Origin of the sequence: Pseudomonas cyclaminis (genome assembly GCF_015163715.1) — a bacterium.
GTDB classification, from domain to species: Bacteria; Pseudomonadota; Gammaproteobacteria; order Pseudomonadales; family Pseudomonadaceae; genus Aquipseudomonas; species Aquipseudomonas cyclaminis.
In genome coordinates, this window is record NZ_JADDUM010000040.1 from 1 (window position 1) to 18792 (window position 18792).

General features: G+C 61.6%; 14 protein-coding genes and 2 pseudogenes. 8 read left to right on the forward strand and 8 right to left on the reverse strand.

Translation table 11 applies throughout. From position 1 onward, the window contains the following. Positions 1-122: 122 nt before the first annotated feature. From IQK56_RS06810 to IQK56_RS06830, 5 genes are all read right to left on the reverse strand, one after another. On the reverse strand, positions 123-2564 hold the full coding sequence (locus tag IQK56_RS06810; RefSeq protein WP_193863473.1) for a penicillin acylase family protein: 2442 nt from the start codon (positions 2562-2564) through the stop codon (positions 123-125). Between the two features lie 157 nt (positions 2565-2721). After that, complete coding sequence (locus IQK56_RS06815; protein ID WP_099583330.1) at positions 2722-2934, reverse strand: SEC-C metal-binding domain-containing protein; 213 nt, start codon at positions 2932-2934, stop codon at positions 2722-2724. After that, complete coding sequence (locus IQK56_RS06820) at positions 2931-3413, reverse strand: LEA/WHy family protein (protein WP_099583329.1); 483 nt, start codon at positions 3411-3413, stop codon at positions 2931-2933. The genes IQK56_RS06815 and IQK56_RS06820 overlap by 4 nt, the downstream gene beginning before the upstream one ends. A gap of 19 nt (positions 3414-3432) precedes the next feature. Next, entirely contained in the window at positions 3433-3903 is a 471-nt protein-coding gene (locus tag IQK56_RS06825; protein WP_122307605.1) for a YchJ family protein, read from the reverse strand. Positions 3904-3907: 4 nt separating this feature from the next. Next, positions 3908-4405 carry a DUF6231 family protein gene (locus IQK56_RS06830; RefSeq protein WP_122307604.1) on the reverse strand — a complete coding sequence of 166 codons (498 nt, stop codon included), beginning with the start codon at positions 4403-4405 and terminating at the stop codon, positions 3908-3910. Between the two features lie 244 nt (positions 4406-4649). Between IQK56_RS06830 and IQK56_RS06835 the strand changes: the two genes are divergently transcribed. After that, entirely contained in the window at positions 4650-5408 is a 759-nt protein-coding gene (locus IQK56_RS06835) for a collagen-like protein (RefSeq protein WP_122307603.1), read from the forward strand. Between the two features lie 97 nt (positions 5409-5505). On the opposite strand, the gene IQK56_RS06840 is transcribed toward IQK56_RS06835, so the two are convergent. Further along, a complete protein-coding gene (locus IQK56_RS06840; RefSeq protein ID WP_150761129.1) occupies positions 5506-5970 on the reverse strand; it encodes a CopD family protein in 465 nt (154 codons plus the stop codon). 99 nt (positions 5971-6069) lie between these two features. Here IQK56_RS06840 and dinG point away from each other — a divergent pair, with 99 nt between their 5' ends. The 6 genes and pseudogenes from dinG to IQK56_RS06870 all read left to right on the forward strand — a co-directional run bounded on the left by dinG (position 6070) and on the right by IQK56_RS06870 (position 14535). Then, positions 6070-8214 carry an ATP-dependent DNA helicase DinG gene (dinG, locus tag IQK56_RS06845; protein ID WP_099583324.1) on the forward strand — a complete coding sequence of 715 codons (2145 nt, stop codon included), beginning with the start codon at positions 6070-6072 and terminating at the stop codon, positions 8212-8214. Positions 8215-8302: 88 nt separating this feature from the next. Further along, positions 8303-10600, forward strand: coding sequence for a beta-galactosidase (locus tag IQK56_RS06850; RefSeq protein WP_193863475.1), 2298 nt, complete (start codon positions 8303-8305; stop codon positions 10598-10600). A gap of 82 nt (positions 10601-10682) precedes the next feature. Further along, the gene (locus IQK56_RS06855; RefSeq protein ID WP_122307608.1) at positions 10683-11828 is read left to right on the forward strand and encodes a serine hydrolase; all 1146 of its coding nucleotides are present in this window, start codon (positions 10683-10685) and stop codon (positions 11826-11828) included. A gap of 143 nt (positions 11829-11971) precedes the next feature. After that, a complete protein-coding gene (locus tag IQK56_RS06860) occupies positions 11972-13132 on the forward strand; it encodes an OmpA family protein (protein ID WP_193863477.1) in 1161 nt (386 codons plus the stop codon). Positions 13133-13159: 27 nt separating this feature from the next. Then, positions 13160-13807, forward strand: coding sequence for a pyridoxamine 5'-phosphate oxidase (pdxH, locus tag IQK56_RS06865; protein WP_193863479.1), 648 nt, complete (start codon positions 13160-13162; stop codon positions 13805-13807). Between the two features lie 264 nt (positions 13808-14071). Further along, positions 14072-14535, forward strand: a pseudogene (locus IQK56_RS06870) (outer membrane lipoprotein). A 76-nt stretch (positions 14536-14611) separates the two neighbouring features. On the opposite strand, the gene nhaA reads toward IQK56_RS06870, so the two are convergent. Then, positions 14612-15787: a Na+/H+ antiporter NhaA gene (gene nhaA / locus IQK56_RS06875; RefSeq protein WP_150674770.1), complete on the reverse strand. Its 1176-nt coding sequence runs from the start codon at positions 15785-15787 to the stop codon at positions 14612-14614. 216 nt (positions 15788-16003) lie between these two features. Here nhaA and IQK56_RS06880 point away from each other — a divergent pair. Then, positions 16004-17097: pseudogene (locus IQK56_RS06880) on the forward strand (PLP-dependent cysteine synthase family protein). A gap of 62 nt (positions 17098-17159) precedes the next feature. On the opposite strand, the gene IQK56_RS06885 reads toward IQK56_RS06880, so the two are convergent. Then, positions 17160-18773 carry an NAD(P)/FAD-dependent oxidoreductase gene (locus IQK56_RS06885; RefSeq protein WP_099583318.1) on the reverse strand — a complete coding sequence of 538 codons (1614 nt, stop codon included), beginning with the start codon at positions 18771-18773 and terminating at the stop codon, positions 17160-17162. Between the last annotated feature and the right edge of the window lie 19 nt (positions 18774-18792).

The following is an 18792-nucleotide window of genomic DNA, read 5'->3' on the forward strand; positions in this document are numbered from 1 at the left end:
ATGTTTGATAAGAGGGGCTTGCCCCGATTGCAGTGTTTCAGTCAGCTCATCTGTAACTGAACACCGGTATCGGGGGCAAGCCCTCCCACATTTTGACCAGGTTTCTTCAGGAGAAAGCCAGGTTATTTACCTGGCGTCAGGGTCAACCGAGCTTTCCCATACACCTTCTCGAAGTTCTGCGGCTGCATCGGGAAGCTCAGGTATTGCGCCTTGAGCGACGGGTCGATGCCATTGGCGTAGCTCGGGCTGGCCGGGTTGCCGGATTGGCCGATGCCGCCCTGGCCCATCATCGGTTCCGGCTGGCCGAAGTCGACGATCATGCGCAGCGCAGGGACTTGGGTGGTATTGAAGTCCTGGCCCCAGCTGTAGGGCGCGGGGTTCAAGGTGTTGTGGTCGCCGCCGGACGCCAGCGGGCCACGGATGACTTGGCCGGCGGTGTTCTTCCAGGCGGTGCTGTGCAGCTTGCCCCACTGCCAGGCCTTGTGATCGGCGCCCAATTGGCTGTCGCCGGCGGTGATTGCGGCCGCGAGGCTGCGGGCGAGGATCGCCGGTTTGTCTTCTTTTTGCGGTGTGCGCACGTCGTCCCAGAACGGACTGTCTTCGCGGCTCAGCAAGTGGTCCGCCTGGGCGGCGTAGGACAGGTTGGCGTTGCTGACGAAGGCCTTCCAGCTGGCGCTGTTTTGCGGGCCGAGTTCGTCGAGGAAGATCTGCCTGGTGCTTTCCTGCAGGAACAGCTCATAGAGCGCAGCGTCGGCAGACGTCGCAACGAGGCGACCGTCAAAGGCCATCAGGCGATTCAACGCTTCGCGCGCCTTGACCTGTTCGGTCGCGGGCAATCCATCTATCGCCTGCTTCAGCGGCTGGGCCATGCCTGGGGCCTGGAACATGCTCTTGAGCTTGGCGGCGAAGGTGGTGGTCTGGTCGTATTGCATGGCGATCATGCTGCGGCTGTCATGCTTGCCGGCATTGGCCAGTTGCGCCAGGCGCTCGCTGCGCTCCGGGGCATCCCAGGAGTTGGACAACTGCATGCCGTAGCCACGCGGCGCGGTGCGCTGGTTGGCGGTGCCGATCCAGCCTTGGGCCGGGTCCTGGTCATAGGGGTGCAGCATTGCGTCGGCGTAACCGTCCCAATCAAAGCGCGCATCCCAGCCCGGCGACGGCAGCAAACCTTCGCCTTCGCGGCGGTTGGGAAAGCGGCCAGTGACCTGCCAGCCGATATTGGTGGCGTCGGCAAACACCATGTTCAACGCGATGGCGCGAATCTCGCGGGTTGCGTCCGAGGCCTTGCCGACGTTTTGCGCACGGGACAGGTCGAAAAACGCATCCAGGCTCTTGTCATCTTTAAAGTCGGCTGTTTGCAACGCCAGGCCCAGACCGCTGGTGAGCGCCTGGCTGCTGTTGAGCAGGGCGCCGTGACGGGTTTCGTAGACAACTTCGCGAATTGAGCGCTGGCCCTTGACGAAGAAGGTCTCGTTGCGCACGCCGGCCGGCAGCCATTTGCCATTGTTCTCGTAGTACAACGCGTTGCCCTGGCGTCTGACCTTTTCCAGGAACAGGTCCTGTGTGTCGCCCTTGACCGTGCTCATGCTCCACGCGACTTTGCCGTTGAACCCGGACAGCAGCGTCGGCAAGCCGGCAATCGAGGCGCCGACGGCCTGGTATTTCGGGGCACGGATCTGCACGTAGCTCCATGGCGACGGCGCTTGCGGTTGGGCGGCCAGGTCGTTGGCCAGCAGGCTCTTGCCACTGCGGCTGCGCTGCGGGCCTATGGCCCAGTTGCTCGATGTGGTCACGGCCAGGGCATTGAGGCTGCCCAGTTGCTGGGCCACGCTATCAAGCCCGGCCAGACCGGTGATCTGGCTGAAATTCACGCCCTTGAGTTTCTCGGCCTCGGCCAGTGGGATCGGCTCGTCCGGCGCGCTTGGGGTGAGCCAGGCGAGTTTGTCGACGCCGACTTTTTGCGCCAGCACCAGGGAGGCGATTTCTTCCTGCAGGTTGGCCGACTCGCTGAAATTCAGCAGGCAGAACAACAGCGCCGAATCTTCCGGCTTCCAGTACTCGGGCTTGTAGCCGGTCTGGGCCAGGTCCGGCGGCAGCTTGTCGCGGTAGCGGAACAGGTAGGCGTTGACGCCACGGGCATACACTTCGAAGAACCGCTTGAGCCGCGGCGACGAGGCGTTGTACAGCTCGCCGGCGCTTTTTTTCAGGTTGACCGCACGCATGAAGCGGTCGACATCCAGCACCTCTGGGCCGGACATTTCCGCCAGGCGGCCCTGGGCCAGCAGGCGCAGGCTGACCATCTGGGTGATGCGGTCACTGGCGTGCACATAGCCAAGACTGAACAGCGCGTCGTGGAAAGTGTTGCTTTCAATCAGCGGCATGCCTTGGGCATTGCGGCGCACCGACACGTTTTGTGCCAGGCCTTTGATCGGTTGCACGCCCGCAACGGGCGGCAGGGTGTCCTGGGTGCTCTGGAGCTGGCAACCGGCCAGGCTTAATGCACTGGCCACTGCCGCGGCAACGCCGAACCGGGGAAGAAAATGTGAGAGGGCTGGCGAGGCCATGGCAAAGCTCCTGCGGGGGGTAGCGTCAGTAAAGGCGCTACGTTAGTGAGCGCGGCGAAGCGACGCAAGCAGGAGTTTTGGGTTAAGCGTTAGATCTTGATACTGGCTCGGGTCATGTGGGGCGTGGTTGCTCCCACATGGAGATTTTCAGTGTGGCTCAGGCCCCGTGGCACTTCTTGAATTTCTTCTCGCTGCCGCATGGGCAAGGGTCGTTGCGGCCAACATCCTTCAGCGCGTTGCGCACGGGCTCCTGGTGAGCGTGGCCGCAGTTCGGGCCGTGGACATGGCCGTGATCGTGGTCATGGTGACTGTGATCGTGGTCGTGATCGTGGTTGCAGTCAGGACCATGGACATGGGGTTGCTGAGTCATCGATGTCGCTCCGGAATAAAATCGCCGGGGATTATCACGCCATTGTGGGCGACCTGCACGTCATAACCGATGAATAATCCGGTTTTGAGCTCGCCTTCCAGGCGATAGGGCACGGGTTGGTCGGGTTTTTTCAACAATTGCACCACATCGCGTATCTGCGGCCAGAGGTTGGTGCGCACCGAGACTTTAAAAAAAGCGTGGCCTCGGGGAGGCACGGTGAGCCACTCGTTGGACTCGCCTTCGGTCAGCACAAAGTCGTCCAGGGTGACCTTGTAGACCAGGCCGCGCACGGTCAGGTCGGCGTCGTCGCGGTTGTCCACGCGAAAGTACAGTTTGAATTTCTGCTCCAGCAACTTGGCCCGCACCACTTCGACCTTTACCAGGGAGATGTGGGGCGGCGGCGAGTCGTCCTCGAACCACGACGCACAGCCGCTCAGGCCGAAGGTTAACGCCAGCATCAAGCTGTAGATCCGGAGCATGGCGTGGGTCCTTGTAGGATTAGAAGTAGCTGGAACAGCACTTCTTGAATTTTTGCCTGCTGCCGCACAGGCACGGGTCATTGCGTCCGGCCTTCACCTCAACCGTGGGGTCGATGAAGTACCAGCGCCCATCATTCTGTACGAAAGAAGACTGTTCGCGGTGGCTATGTTCGCCGGTGCTGTCGTGCCAGCGCGCAGTAAAGGTCACGAAGGCATGTTCGGGCTGGCCGCCGAACACTTCCGAGCTTTCCACCTCAAGGCCGAGCCAGGTGCTCTGGGCGCTCCAGGCGCTGATGGCGTTGCGGTCCAGACCTGCTTGTTGCGCGGGCAACGTGGTCGCTACCAGATAGTCCACCAGGCCCAGCACATAGGCGCTGTAGCGTGAGCGCATCAACGCGCTGGCGCACGGCGCCGGATGGCCGGCGTGATAATGGCCGCAGCAGGCATCCAGCAGGTTGCCACTGCCGCAGGGGCAAATGGATGTACTCATTGGGTTACCACCAATACTTTCCGAAATTTTCCGGGTTGGCCCAGAAGCGGGCGTTGAGCCAGTCCGGCACCTGTTTATAGTCAAGCAGATCGTAGGTAAACAGCGTCAACACCTGTTCATCGCGCTGGAAACGCTCGCCGGCCTGCAGGGCCAGGGAGAAAAAGTCAGTGTCCTTCCAGTCGCAGGCACCCAGGTCCACCAGTACCGCAATGCGGCTGGCGTTGAGGTTGCGAATACCGCCGAGCAGGGTCAGGCCCAGCGGCTTCGACAGGTGCTCCAGGCAATCGACCACCAATGCCAGGTCAAAGCGCTGCGCCGCCAGTTCTGCGGGCAACGGCCCAGGCGTAGCCACGGACACTTGGGTGTCGGGGTGCGCCTCCTTAAAGGCATCCAGCGCCGGGAACTGGCTGGCGCCCAACAGCAACAGGCGTTTGGGCTGGTGCAGATCGAGCAGGGCGGCCAGGGCTTGCTGGGGGGTACGGGCAGAAATACCAGCGGTCATCAGAGATCCTCACATCAGGACCGTAGAGACTAGCGCGGCTGAGCGTGCGGGCCTAGAGCGGGCGATGGCGAAAAGTCCTACGCTGGTGATCATCCTCAATGAATACGGGGGTGTGGTGCAGTGGCAAAGATCATCGCGTAAATCCCGGCCTTCTCAAGTTTTTTGAACCTTCACTGGCAAATCGCCGGTAGAAGTCGTTACTGTGCGTCCAAAGAAAAATTTGAAAACATTCAGGAGCCCCATGATGCGTAAGGTTTTTCTGTTGGCCCTGTTGGTCAGCCCCGTTGCCCTGGCCCAGAGCGTCAGTGTCGAAACCAACTCGTTGATGCGCCTGCCCAGCAGCACCAGCGTGTTGCAACTGGAGCGTCTGGAGGTCGCGGACTACGGCACGTTGCTGATCCCGGCGACCATCAGCCAGGTCAACGTCGATGAGCTGCACCTGGGCCGCGACGCACGCATCGCTATTGTCCCCGGTGCTGTCGGGCTGCAATTGCAGGTGGGTCATGCGCAACTGGAGCATGGCAGCCAGATTACCTCACGCGGCGCGCCTGGCACCCATGAAAAACCGGCCAAGGCCGGACGAGACCTGACCTTGCGCATCAACTCGCTGTCGGCTGAAGAACTGTCGGTGGATGCCCGTGGCGGCGCCGGGGCCCAAGGGTATGCCGGGCTTGATGGCGCCAACGGCGTGGACCCTGGCTGCACCTGGGGCTCGGCAGGGCGCGGTTTTAATGGGGATAACGGCGGTGATGGCCTGCCGGGTGGCGCGGGCGCACAGGTACGCGTGGAGTTGCCGAAAGACTTCCCGGCTGAACATATCAAGGTCTGGGTGGACGGCGGCGCCGGTGGGTTGGCCGGTGTAGCAGGCAAGCCGGGCAAGGGCGGGGAATCCAAAGGCTGCCTGGTGTACCGCGCCGATGGTGGCGAAAAAGGCCGGCCTGGATTGGAAGGGCAGCCGGGGCCGGTTGGGCCGGCGGGGACTGTGACCATCCAGCGGCTTTGAGTCGAAAGGTCTGACGCCATCGGGGGCAAGCCTCCTACATTAGATGTATTCCAAATGTGGGAGGGGGCTTGCCCCGATTGGCGATGCAGGACTCGTCTCAGAACATCGGCCTAGCCGAAGCAATCGCCACCACCAGCAGCCCCACAATCAAGTTAACCCCCACCAACTTTCGGATCTGCCCCAGCGCAGCCGCGCCCGCCGGCCAATCCTGTGCCGCCACTGCTGCCTTCAACTGCGGAAACTTCAACGCCTGGATGCGGATAAACAGCGCCGTCATCACCAGATACAAGCCCATCATCACCTGCACGTAACGCGGTGCAGTCTCGAACCCGCTGAAGCGCAGGTGCAGCAGGCCGACACCGCTGATCGGCAAAATCAGCACCGCCACCCACACCCATACGAAAAAACGTTGAAACACATTCGCCCACAGCGTCAGCCGGGCAGGGCCCTCAAGTGCCGCCACAGCGGCGGGGCGCAGGATCATCCAGGCGAAAAACATTCCGCCCACCCATACCAGGGCGGCCAATACATGCAGGGTGTAAGCGAGGCTAAACGCGGTCATTGTGGTACTCCGTTCTGCGCGGGATTAATTAGCGGGGTATGATAGCGGCCGATCCGAACCACTGAAAATTTATCCAGCGTTTTTTGCGCCCGACTATCCATGATCAGCACTGAACTCAAAACCACGATCCAGGGCGCCTACTCGCGTTTTCTCGAAGCCAAGAGCCTGAAACCGCGCTATGGCCAACGCCTGATGATCGCCGAAGTTGCCAAGGTCCTCGGGGATATCGACACCGACGACGAAGGTCGCCGCGAGGGTGACCCTGCGGTCGTGGCCGTCGAAGCCGGCACCGGTACCGGCAAGACCGTGGCCTACAGCCTGGCCGCGATCCCTACCGCCAAGGCCGCGGGCAAACGCCTGGTGATCGCCACCGCCACCGTCGCCCTGCAAGAGCAGATCGTCTACAAAGACCTGCCTGACCTGATGCGCAACAGCGGCCTGAACTTCACGTTCGCCCTGGCCAAGGGTCGCGGCCGCTACATGTGCCTGTCCAAGCTCGACGTGTTGTTGCAGGAAGGCCACGCGCAGACGGCCACGGCGTCGCTGTTCGAAGAAGAAGGCTTCAAGATTGAGGTTGATGAAGTCAGCCAGAAGCTGTTCACCAGCATGATCGAGAAACTCGCCGGCAATAAATGGGACGGCGACCGCGACAGTTGGCCCACCGCCCTGGAAGATGCCGATTGGGCGCGCCTGACCACCGACCATAGCCAATGCACCAACCGCCATTGCCCGAACTTCGGCCAATGCGCCTTCTACAAGGCACGCGAGGGCATGGGCAAGGTCGACGTAATCGTCACCAACCACGATATGGTCCTGGCCGACCTGGCCCTGGGCGGCGGCGCTGTGTTGCCGGACCCCCGCGACACGCTCTATGTGTTCGACGAAGGGCATCACCTGCCCGACAAGGCCATCGGCCACTTCGCCCACTACACGCGCCTGCGCTCCACCGCCGACTGGTTGGAGTCCACCGCGAAGAACCTCACCAAATTGCTGGCCCAGCACCCGCTGCCCGGTGACCTGGGCAAGCTGATCGAGCAGGTGCCAGAGCTGGCGCGGGAGATCAAGACCCAGCAGCAGTTCATGTTCAGCGCCTGCGAGCAGGTTGCCGACTTCAAGCCCGGCGAAGATGTGGAAGGCCGTGAACGCCCTCGCCACCGCTTTGTCGGCGGGATGATCCCCGAGCATATGCGCGAAATGGGCATTGAGCTGAAGAAGGGCTTTTCACGCCTGACCGATCTGTTCACCCGTCTCACGGATCTGCTCAAGGAAGGCATGGATGGCGAGGTCAATATCGGCATCGCCAGCAACCAGGCCGAGGAATGGTACCCACTGTTCGGCAGCCTGTTGTCCCGTTCCCAGGGCAACTGGGAGCTGTGGACCGCGTTTACCGTCGAAGACCCGGAAGACAACCCACCGATGGCGCGTTGGCTGACCTTGTCGGAAAGCGGCGCGCTGTTTGATATCGAGGTCAACGCCAGCCCGATCCTTGCCGCCGAAATGCTGCGGCGCAACCTGTGGAACGTGGCCTACGGCTGCCTGGTGACCTCGGCCACGCTCACAGCCCTGGGCACTTTCGACCGCTTCCGCATGCGTGCCGGGCTGCCGAAAAAAGCCGTCACCGCCGTTGTGCCGAGCCCGTTCCACCACGCCGATGCCGGTGTGCTGCGGGTGCCGGACCTCAAGGCCGATCCTCGGGACGCGCCGGCCCACACTGCGGCGATCATTCGTGACTTGCCGGGCCTGGTCGAAGGCTCCCGGGGCACGCTGGTGCTGTTCTCCTCGCGCAAGCAGATGCAGGACGTGTTCGACGGCCTCGACCGCGACTGGCGCAAGCAAGTGTTTATCCAGGGCAACCTGTCCAAGCAGGAAACCCTGAACAAGCACAAGGCGCGCGTCGATGGCGGCGACTCCAGCGTACTGTTCGGCCTGGCGAGCTTTGCCGAGGGTGTCGACTTGCCGGGCGCGTACTGCGAGCACGTGGTGATCGCCAAGATCCCGTTCTCGGTACCGGATGACCCGGTGGAGGCCGCGTTGGCCGAGTGGATCGAAGCGCGGGGCGGTAACCCGTTCATGGAAATCTCGGTGCCGGATGCTTCCCTGAAGCTGGTGCAGGCCTGCGGGCGCTTGCTGCGTACCGAAGAAGACCGGGGCACCATCACCTTGCTCGACCGTCGTTTGGTCACCCAGCGCTACGGTAAAGCTATCCTTAATGCTTTACCGCCGTTCCGGCGCGAAATTTCTTAAGCCACCGTGGGCGGATTCGCCCACTTCGTGGTCTATCTCATCAATGTCATCAGGCCATTCACCGGCCGTCTGGGAGAACCTTGCTCGTATGATTCGCACGCTGCCCGCCCTTTTTGCCCTGCTGTTCACTGCGCCCTTGATGGCCGCGCCTGCTGGGCAACAAACCCTGTTCAACTTCGTCCGGCCTGCCGATGTGGTCAAGGTGGCGACCCAGGACGCCAGCCTGCCGCAATACAACGCCGAGCAAACCCCCGAAGGTGAGGTGTTGCGCCGCATCACGTTCAACCCGGCGGCCGAACCCAGCCTGGTGCTCAGCCCGCAGACCGGCGTGTGGGACTGGTCGCAGTCCGGCGCCATGAGCCTGCGTATCCAGAGCGCCATGGACTGGGCGCTGACCCTCTACGTCAAGGTGCAGAGCAGTGACGGCAAGACCTTGGTCAGCCGCATCGACCTGCCTGCCGGCCCGGCCCAGACCCTGCTGATCCCGCTGCAAGCCAACACGCCACTGAGCCAGGGCATGAAGGCCGGCCCGCCAATGCCGATCACCGTGGACGGCCAACGCGTATTGCTGGCCGGCAGCGCGGGGGAAATCGACCGCAGCCAAGTGGTTTCGGTGACGCTGTCGATGATCAAGCCCAATGCGGCCCAAAGCATTCTGCTGGAGCGCTTTGGTGTGCAGGACAGTGAGCCGGTTTTGAAGGCCGCCTACAGCGAACTGGTGGACACGTACGGGCAATCCACCCGTGCGCGCTGGCCGGAGAAAGTCAGCAGCGACGAGCAACTCAAGGCCGCCGCCGCCAAGGAGCAAGCCCAGCTCCAGGGCTGGCTGGCTGCGCGGGATAAATCCGCATTGGACAGGTTTGGTGGCTGGAACAAAGGCCCTGCATTCAAGGCCAGCGGCTTTTTCCACACCGAAAAGCGTGACGGCCGCTGGTACCTGGTGACGCCGGAGGGGCATCCGTTCTATTCCTTGGGCGTTAACACCGTGGCTGCGGACAACAGCCAGACCTACGTGGCGGGCCGCGAATGGATGTTCGCGGCATTGCCCAAGGCCGGTGAGCCTTTGGACAAGTATTACGGCAGCGGCGATAACCGCACTGGCAACGGCTCCGGTGAAGGTCGTAGCTTCGGTGCCGGGCGTTGGTACGATTTCTACGGTGCCAATCTGCAGCGCGCTTACGGCGGCGAAGGCTTCGACCAGAAGCGTTGGGTGACCCACACTCTTGATCGTCTGCAAGCTTGGGGTTTCAACACCGTAGGCAACTGGAGCGCTGGAGAATTGGCCCGCGCCGACCGTGTGCCGTACACCTTGCCGTTGTCGATCGTCGGCGATTACGCCAGCATCAGCACCGGCACGGACTGGTGGGGCGGCATGCCCGATCCGTTCGACCCGCGCTTCGCCATGGCCACCGAGCGTGCCGTGGCCATCGCCGCCCGCGATCACCGTGACGACCCGTGGTTGATCGGCTTCTTTGCCGATAACGAACTGGCCTGGGCGGGTCCGGGTGATGATCCGAAATCCCGTTACGCCTTGGCCTACGGCACGCTGCGAATGACCACTGACGTTCCGGCCAAACGTGCGTTCCTCAAGCAGTTACGCGACAAGTACCGTAACGAAGACGGCTTGTCGAAAGCGTGGGGCATCGAATTGGCGGGCTGGGAGCTGATGGAAGATCCAGGTTTTGAGCCACCCATGCCAAACCCGGAGCACCCGGAAATCGAGGCGGACTTCAAATACTTCCAGAAAACCTTCGCCGACGCCTACTTCAAGACCATCTCCGATTCCCTGAAATGGCACGCGCCGAACCAGTTGCTGCTGGGCGGTCGTTATGCGGTGAGCACCCCGGAAGCTGTGGCGTCGTGCGCGCAGTACTGCGATGTGCTGAGTTTCAACATGTACACCCTCAAGCCCCAGGACGGTTACGACTTCGCCGCGTTGCGCGCACTGGATAAACCGGTGCTGATCACTGAATTCAACTTTGGCTCTGCCGACCGAGGCCCGTTCTGGGGCGGTGTGACCCAGTTGGCCAGGGAAGAAGATCGCGCTGCGGCGTACGCCAACTTCCTCAAGCAGGCCATGGCCGAACCGTCGATTGTCGGCGTGCACTGGTTCCAGTACCTGGACCAGCCAGTGACCGGCCGTTTGCTGGACGGTGAAAACGGCCACTTCGGCCTGGTGGGCATCACCGATGTGCCTTACCAGGGGTTTGTCGACAGCGTGCGTAAAAGCAACCTGGCGACGGTAGAACAACTGGGTAAGGAAGCAGAAAAGGCCAAGGCGGCCAGCGCGGTTCGTGAGGGCGAAGGCGGTAAATCCGGGCATGACGGCAAAAGCGCGGGGCAGGGCGCCGGGCATGCCGGTGGGCACGCCGGAAACGGTCATTGATTGAAGGCTGACGGGTTCACAAAACCCACAAGGGCTGGAACAATGTCGGCCACTTTCCATGGTGTTTTTCGAGGCGGCTTACGTGCAGATTCAGGGTCATTACGAACTCCAGTTCGAAGCGGTACGTGAAGCGTTTGCCGCGCTGTTCGATGACCCGCAGGAGCGTGGTGCCGGGCTCTGCATTCAGATCGGCGGCGAAACCGTGGTCGACCTGTGGGCGGGCACGGCCGACAAGGACGGTGCCGAGGCCTGGCACAGCGATACCATCGTCAACCTGTTCTCCTGCACCAAGACCTTCACCGCCGTCACGGCCCTGCAATTGGTGGCCGAGGGCAAGTTGCAGCTCGACGCCCCCGTGGCCAGGTATTGGCCGGAATTTGCCGCTGCCGGCAAGGAAAGCATCACGCTGCGCCAGTTGCTCTGCCATCAGGCCGGTTTGCCGGCGATTCGCGAGATGCTGCCCACCGAAGCCCTGTACGACTGGCAATTGATGGTCGACACCCTGGCCGCCGAAGCACCTTGGTGGACGCCAGGCCAGGGCCATGGCTACGAAGCGATTACCTACGGTTGGTTGGTCGGCGAATTGCTGCGTCGCGCCGACGGGCGTGGGCCGGGTGAGTCGATTGTGGCGCGGGTGGCACGGCCGTTGGGCCTGGACTTTCACGTGGGCCTGGCAGATGAGGAGTTTTATCGTGTTGCCCATATTGCACGCAGCAAAGGCAATATGGGCGATGAGTCCGCGCAACGTTTACTGCAAGTAATGATGCGTGAGCCCACCGCCATGACTACACGGGCATTTGCCAACCCGCCGTCTATTCTGACCAGTACTAATAAACCTGAATGGCGACGCATGCAGCAGCCCGCGGCTAATGGTCACGGTAATGCACGCAGTCTGGCGGGTTTTTACAGTGGTTTGTTGGACGGTAGTTTGTTGGAAGCCGACATGCTTGAAGAGTTGACCCGTGAACACAGTATCGGGCTGGATAAAACATTATTGACACAAACTCGTTTTGGCCTGGGCTGCATGTTGGATCAACCGCAGTTGCCCAACGCCACGTTTGGCCTGGGCCCACGGGCTTTCGGGCACCCGGGCGCTGGGGGTTCGGTCGGCTTTGCCGATCCTGAGCATGATGTAGCGTTTGGTTTCGTGACTAATACATTGGGGCCTTATGTACTTATGGACCCCCGTGCACAGAAGTTGGTCGGAATATTGGCCGGTTGTCTGTAAACCCCTTGCTGTTTCACGTTTTTTTGTTACAAAGGCAACTATAAGAAGACGCTGAACGAAATTTTGTAACTTTAAAGTTCTGTAAGCGTCTGTTTAACGGGTCATCCAGACCCCCGTTTCTTTTCTCATTTTGTGGATATCTCATGTTATCGAACAAGTCCTTGGCACTGGCGCTTTGCCTCACCATTACTGGCTGCGCACAAACTCCACAGAATGATGCCGAGGGTGGGCATTGGTGGTCATTTGGATCTGATAAGGCGGCTACCAAGGACGCAGTGACCCAAACCGACGCCAAGCCGGATGCCAAACCTGCGGCTGGCGCCAAGCCTGCCGCACCTGTAGCTGCTGCACCTGCACCCGCACCCGCATCTGCTCCGGCAGCCAAGGCTGACACTGGCTCCAGCTGGTGGCCGTTCTCCTCCAAAAGCGCCGACGAAAAAGCTGCCGATGCCAAGGCTGCCGACCTGAAAGCCGACCTCAAGGCCGCCACTCCGGCACCTGCCGCCGCGCCAGCCGTGGCCAAGACTGACAGCGAAACCCATTGGTGGTGGCCGTTCGAAAGCAAACCCAAGCCATTGTCCAAGGTCGACGTGACCAACGTGCCGATGCCTGATCCTAAAATCACCCAGGCCTGGTTGGACGACTATGAGCCGCGCCTGCGCGCTGCCATCAAGGACAGCAACCTGCAACTGGAACGTCGCGACAACGTGCTCGTCGTGATTGCCCCGGTCGATGGCTCCTACAACCCGAAACGTCCAGCCATGCTGCTGCCGGTTACCCTTGGCCCGTTCACGCGTGTTGCCAAGGCTGTTGAAGCCGATCCAAAGACCGCCGTACTGGTTCTGGGTCACGTAGACGCCACCGGCACCGCCCCGGCGAGCCAGGCGTTGAGCAAGGAACGCGCACAATCCATCGCTTCGATTTTCAGCCTCAGTGGCTTGAAGCAGGATCGCCTGATGCTGCGTGGCATGGGTGACCTGATGCCACGTGCGGCCAACGACAGCACCCAGGGCCGTGCGCTGAATCGTCGCATGGAAATTATGTTCACTCAGCGTACAACTATGTTGGCGCTGCTGAGCAAGTACAACTCGGGCAAGACGCCGCCTGTGGCTGAAATGGTTGCGGTACAGAACGTACCTGCACCGGCTCCTGCTGCCAAAGCACCGGCGAAAAAAGCCCCGGCCGCCAAGAAAGCTGCCGCCAAGCCAGCCGCTAAAAAGGCGCCGGCCAAGCCAGCTGCCAAGAAAGCGGCCCCGGCCAAGGCCAAGGCTGCTGCACCGGCGAACGACCAGGCCAAAAACTGATCCGCTGAACCAGAAGGATAAAGCCGCATGACCCAGGCATTGGCCGATATGCGCCGTGACTACACACGGGACGGTTTGAGCGAGGCCCAGGCCCCGGCCGAGCCGTTTGCGTTGTTCCACCAGTGGTTTGCCGACGCGGTGAAAACCGAGCAGCCACCGGTGGAAGCCAATGCCATGACCCTGGCAACGGTCGACCAGGACGGTCGCCCGCACTGCCGGATCCTATTGCTCAAGGGCCTGGATGCGCAGGGCTTTACCTTCTTCACCAACTATCAGAGCGCCAAGGGGCAACAGCTCGCGGCGCGGCCGTTCGCAGCCATGACGTTTTTCTGGCCGACCCTGGAACGCCAGGTGCGCATCGAGGGCCGGGTGGTCAAGGTCACGCCGCAGGAGTCGGACGCTTATTACCAGGTCCGCCCTTTGGGCAGCCGCCTGGGTGCGTGGGCTTCCCCGCAAAGCCAGGTCATCCGTGACCGTGAAGAACTGCAAGACCTGCTCACGGCCACCGAACAGCGTTTCAGCGATACCCAGCCCGACTGCCCCGAGCATTGGGGTGGCTATCGTCTGCTGCCGGAGCGTATCGAGTTCTGGCAAGGCCGCGCCAGCCGCCTGCATGACCGCCTGAACTACCGCCTGCAAGGGACCGAATGGGCCCGAGAGCGCCTGGCACCCTGAGCGGCACCTTTCGTCACCTCACCTGAATGTTGTTCGCAGCACCGACGTCTCTAAGGGAGAGACTTCGGTCGCATGCGGCTGCCCGGCTACAATGATGAAACCGTCATGACATCTCTTGGCACAAGAACTGAGCTACCGTTTGTCGAGTTTTCTGGTGCGGGCAGTCTGTACTCAGGCTGAATGAAAGCAGTTTTCTGTGGTGCTTGCCGTGACAGGCGCCAAGCCGCAGCGTCTAATGAACACCTGTCCTTTGGAGTTGATGCTATGCGTAAGTCCGTTTTACTGGTTGCCTGCTTTACCACCCTGTCGCTGCTGCTGGGTGGCTGCGCCTCAAGTTTGACCGGCGATTCGTATTCCCGTGATGAAGCGCGTCGTGTACAGACCGTGCGCATGGGCACCATCGAATCCCTGCGTCCGGTGAAAATCGAAGGCACCAAGACCCCAATCGGCGCGCTGCCGGCGCAGTCATCGGCGGCGTTGGCGGCAGCGCCATCGGCGGCGGCCGTGGCAGCATCGTCACTGCGGTGATCGGTGCAGTCGCCGGCGGCCTGCTGGGTTCGGCCACCGAAGAAGGCCTGACTCGCACCCAAGGCGTGGAAATCACCGTTCGCGAAGACGATGGCAGCATGCGCGCCTACGTGCAGGCCGTGCAGGAGAATGAAATCTTCCGCATTGGCGACCGCGTGCGGATCATGACGGTGGATGGTACCAGCCGCGTTACCCGTTAAGCGGTAAGCAGCAGGCAAAGAAAAACCCCAGCCGGGTGACCGGTTGGGGTTTTTTGTGGGCGTTGTCCAAGGGGGATCAGGCTTTCTTGCGACTCGCCATCGCCGTCACCACATACCCGATACATGCCGCCAATATCGACCCGGTCAGAATCCCCATGCGATCCTCGCCGGCAAACTCGCTGACGCCTGGTACAAACGCCAGGGAGCCGACGAACAGGCTCATGGTGAAGCCGATGCCGCACAGGATCGCCACGCCGAAGACCTGGCCCCAGTTGGCGCCGTTGGGCAGTGTGGCGAGGCCTGTCTTGATAGCCAGCCAGGTGAGGCCGAACACACCGACGGTCTTGCCGATCAACAGGCCGGCGGCAATACCCATGGGCACGTGGTGGGTGAAGCTTTCCAGGCTGACACCGGTGAGGGATACGCCGGCGTTGGCAAAGGCGAACAGCGGCAGGATGCCGTAAGCCACCCACGGGTGCAGGGCGTGTTCGAGGGTCAGCAGCGGCGAGGGTTCGGCGTTCTTGGTGCGCATCGGGATGCAGAACGCCAGCGTCACGCCGGCCAGCGTGGCATGCACGCCACTCTTGAGGACACAGACCCACAGGATCAGGCCGACGATCAGGTAGGCCCAGAGCTTGATCACGCCGAGGCGGTTCATCGCGATCAAGGCCACCAGGCACGCGCCTGCGCCAGCCAGGGCTGCGCCAGACAAATCGGCGGAATAGAACACGGCGATCACGATGATTGCACCGAGGTCATCGATGATGGCCAGGGTCATCAGGAACAGCTTCAGCGACACCGGCACGCGTTTGCCCAGCAGCGCCAACACGCCCAGGGCGAAGGCAATGTCGGTGGCCATCGGAATCGCCCAGCCCGAGAGGGCGCTCGGGAAGTCCTTGTTGATCGCCCAGTAGATCAGCGCCGGCACCACCATACCGCCGATGGCAGCCGCGCCTGGCAGCACCACTTGTGATGGTTTGGACAGATGGCCGTCAAGCAGCTCGCGCTTGACCTCCAGGCCGATCAACAGGAAGAACAGCGCCATCAGGCCATCGTTGATCCACAACAAGGCCGGCTTGTCGATTTTCAACGCGCCGATCTGCGCCACCACTGGCACGTCGAGAAACGCACCGTACAGGTGCGACAACGGTGAGTTATTGATGATCAGTGCCAGGGCGGCAGCGGCGATCAACAACAGACCGCTGGCGGCTTCCAGCTGGAAGAAACGGGTGAAAGTGCTACGCAGAGCCAAGGGATGCTCTCCAATCCGGATTCAATAGGTGGGTACCCTAACCCGTACCGTTAGTTGTTAAAACAAAAGTTATATTCTTATTTGTTATAAGCAGCGGACCGGTTCAGTGTTGAGTTAGGGGCCGGGAATTGTGTGTCCAATTGAGTCGTTACTGTATCTGTGTCGAGTGTAGGAAAGATCCTAATATTGGCCTGGAAATCCTTAGAGAAACCCACCATGAGTGACCATCGTCCCTGGGCTCGCGAAGCCATTCGTATCATCGAAGCAGACTTCCAGCGCAGCGCTGACACCCACCTGATCCCCTTGCCGCTGCCGGGTTTGCCCGGTATCGAGTTGTACTTCAAGGACGAGTCGAGCCATCCCACCGGCAGCCTGAAACACCGCCTGGCCCGCTCGCTGTTTCTGTATGCGCTGTGCAACGGCTGGCTCAAGCCCGGAGCACCGGTGATTGAGGCCTCCAGCGGTTCCACTGCGATCTCCGAAGCTTACTTCGCACGGCTGCTGGGCCTGCCGTTTATCGCGGTGATGCCCGCCACCACCTCCCAGGAAAAAATCGCGCAGATTGCTTTCTATGGCGGCAAGAGCCATTTGGTGCAGGATCCGACGCAGATCTACGCCGAATCCGAACGCCTTGCGCAGGAAAGTGGCGGTCACTTCATGGACCAGTTCACCTATGCCGAACGCGCTACTGACTGGCGTGCGAACAACAACATCGCCGAGTCGATCTTCCAGCAGATGCGCTTTGAGCAGCATCCCGAGCCGAGCTGGCTGATTTCCAGCCCCGGCACCGGCGGCACCACGGCGACATTGGGCCGCTACGTGCGCTATCGCCAGCACTGCACCCGTGTGCTGTGCGCCGATGCCGAGCGTTCGGTGTTTTTTGACTATTACCAGACCGGTGATGCCAGCCTGCGCCTCGATTGCGGCTCGCGCATCGAAGGCATTGGCCGGCCACGGGTCGAGGCGTCGTTTTTGCCGAAGGTGATCGATGCGATGGTCAAGGTGCCGGACGCGCTGTCACTGGCAGCCATGCATTACCTGGCTGAGCGGCTGGGGCGGCGAGTCGGTGGTTCCAGCGGGACTAACCTGGTGGGTGCGCTGATGGCGGCGCAGCAGATGAAGGCTGCGGGGGAGTCGGGTTCTATCGTGGCGATCTTGTGCGATGGCGGGGAACGATACGCCACGACCTATTACGACCAGGCATGGCTGGCAGGGCAGGGGTATGAGTTGGCCGGGTTGATGGCGGCCGTGGCGGCCAGTGTGGAGCGGGGCGAACCGTTGCCGGCCAGCGTCTGCGCGCAAATATCTGACCCGACGCTCATCCAAATGTGGGAGTGGGGCTTACCCCTCCCACATTCAATTTGCGGTGTTATCAGGCCTGGATGCCGAGCATATCCCGCGCCAACGCTTCGGCAATCCGAATCCCGTCAACGCCTGCCGACAGAATCCCACCGGCATAACCGGCGCCTTCACCGGCCGGGAATAGACCCTTCACATTCAAGCTCTGCATCGATTCGTCACGGGTAATCCGCAGCGGCGATGAGGTGCGGGTTTCGATACCGGTCAAGACGGCGTCGTGCAACGAGTAGCCTTTGATCTGCTTTTCAAAGGCCGGCAGCGCTTCGCGGATAGCTTCAATAGCAAATTCCGGCAGCGCCAGCGCCAGATCGCCCAAGGACACGCCCGGTTTGTAGGACGGTTCCACACTGCCGATGGCGGTGGACGGCTTGCCGGCGATGAAATCACCCACCAGCTGTGCCGGGGCCTCGTAGTTGCTGCCGCCGAGGATGTAGGCGTGAGATTCCAGGCGTTCCTGCAACTCGATACCCGCCAGTGGGCCGCCTGGGTAATCCACTTCCGGCGTGATGCCGACCACGATGCCGGAGTTGGCATTGCGCTCGTTACGCGAGTACTGGCTCATGCCGTTGGTCACGACGCGGTTCGGCTCGGAGGTGGCCGCCACCACGGTGCCGCCGGGGCACATGCAGAAGCTGTAGACCGAGCGGCCATTCTTCGCGTGGTGCACCAGTTTGTAATCGGCGGCGCCCAGCTTCGGGTGCCCGGCGTATTTGCCCAGCCGCGCAGCGTCGATCAGCGACTGCGGGTGCTCAATGCGAAAGCCCACCGAGAACGGCTTGGCCTCCATGTACACGCCACGGCCGTGGAGCATGCGGAAGGTGTCGCGGGCGCTGTGGCCCAGGGCCAGGATCACGTGCCTGGACAGGATCTGCTCGCCGCCATCCACCACCACGCCGTTCAACTGGCCGTCTTCGATCAACACGTCCGTCACGCGTTGTTCAAAGCGCACTTCACCGCCAAGGGCGATGATCTGCTCGCGCATGTTTTCCACCACGCCGGTCAGGCGGAATGTACCGATATGCGGTTTGCTGACGTAGAGGATTTCTTCCGGCGCGCCGGCCTTGACGAATTCGTGCAGCACTTTGCGGCCGTGGAATTTCGGATCCTTGATCTGGCTATAGAGTTTGCCGTCGGAAAAGGTGCCGGCGCCGCCTTCACCAAACTGCACGTTGGACTCGGGGTTGAGCACGCTTTTGCGCCACAGGCCCCAGGTGTCCTTGGTGCGCTGGCGCACTTCCTTGCCGCGTTCGAGGATGATCGGCTTGAAGCCCATTTGTGCCAGCAGCAGCCCGGCGAAGATACCGCACGGGCCAAAACCGACGACGATCGGCCGCTCAACCAAACCTTCGGGGGCCTGGCCGACAACTTTGTAGCTGATGTCCGGCGCCGGATTGACGTTGCGGTCATCGGCAAACTTGAGCAGCAGGGCGGCTTCACCCTTCACGTCCAGGTCGATGGTGTAAATGAAGCACAGCTCCGACGTCTTCTTGCGGGCGTCGTAGCTGCGTTTGAACAGGGTGAAATCGAGCAGGTCATCACTGGCGATGCCCAGGCGCTGCAAGATGGCAGGCCGCAGGTCTTCTTCGGGATGGTCGATGGGCAGCTTGAGTTCGGTGATTCGTAACATGACAGGATCCGGTGTGCGG

Coding starts and splice junctions, on each gene's coding strand:
- IQK56_RS06835 (WP_122307603.1), top strand. CDS start 4,650: ATGCGTAAGGTTTTTCTGTTGGCCCTGTTGGTCAGCCCCGTTGCCCTG.
- IQK56_RS06825 (WP_122307605.1), bottom strand. CDS start 3,903: ATGAGTACATCCATTTGCCCCTGCGGCAGTGGCAACCTGCTGGATGCC.
- IQK56_RS06840 (WP_150761129.1), bottom strand. CDS start 5,970: ATGACCGCGTTTAGCCTCGCTTACACCCTGCATGTATTGGCCGCCCTG.
- IQK56_RS06820 (WP_099583329.1), bottom strand. CDS start 3,413: ATGCTCCGGATCTACAGCTTGATGCTGGCGTTAACCTTCGGCCTGAGC.
- IQK56_RS06830 (WP_122307604.1), bottom strand. CDS start 4,405: ATGACCGCTGGTATTTCTGCCCGTACCCCCCAGCAAGCCCTGGCCGCC.
- IQK56_RS06850 (WP_193863475.1), top strand. CDS start 8,303: ATGATTCGCACGCTGCCCGCCCTTTTTGCCCTGCTGTTCACTGCGCCC.
- IQK56_RS06810 (WP_193863473.1), bottom strand. CDS start 2,564: ATGGCCTCGCCAGCCCTCTCACATTTTCTTCCCCGGTTCGGCGTTGCC.
- IQK56_RS06815 (WP_099583330.1), bottom strand. CDS start 2,934: ATGACTCAGCAACCCCATGTCCATGGTCCTGACTGCAACCACGATCAC.
- pdxH (WP_193863479.1), top strand. CDS start 13,160: ATGACCCAGGCATTGGCCGATATGCGCCGTGACTACACACGGGACGGT.
- IQK56_RS06860 (WP_193863477.1), top strand. CDS start 11,972: ATGTTATCGAACAAGTCCTTGGCACTGGCGCTTTGCCTCACCATTACT.
- dinG (WP_099583324.1), top strand. CDS start 6,070: ATGATCAGCACTGAACTCAAAACCACGATCCAGGGCGCCTACTCGCGT.
- IQK56_RS06885 (WP_099583318.1), bottom strand. CDS start 18,773: ATGTTACGAATCACCGAACTCAAGCTGCCCATCGACCATCCCGAAGAA.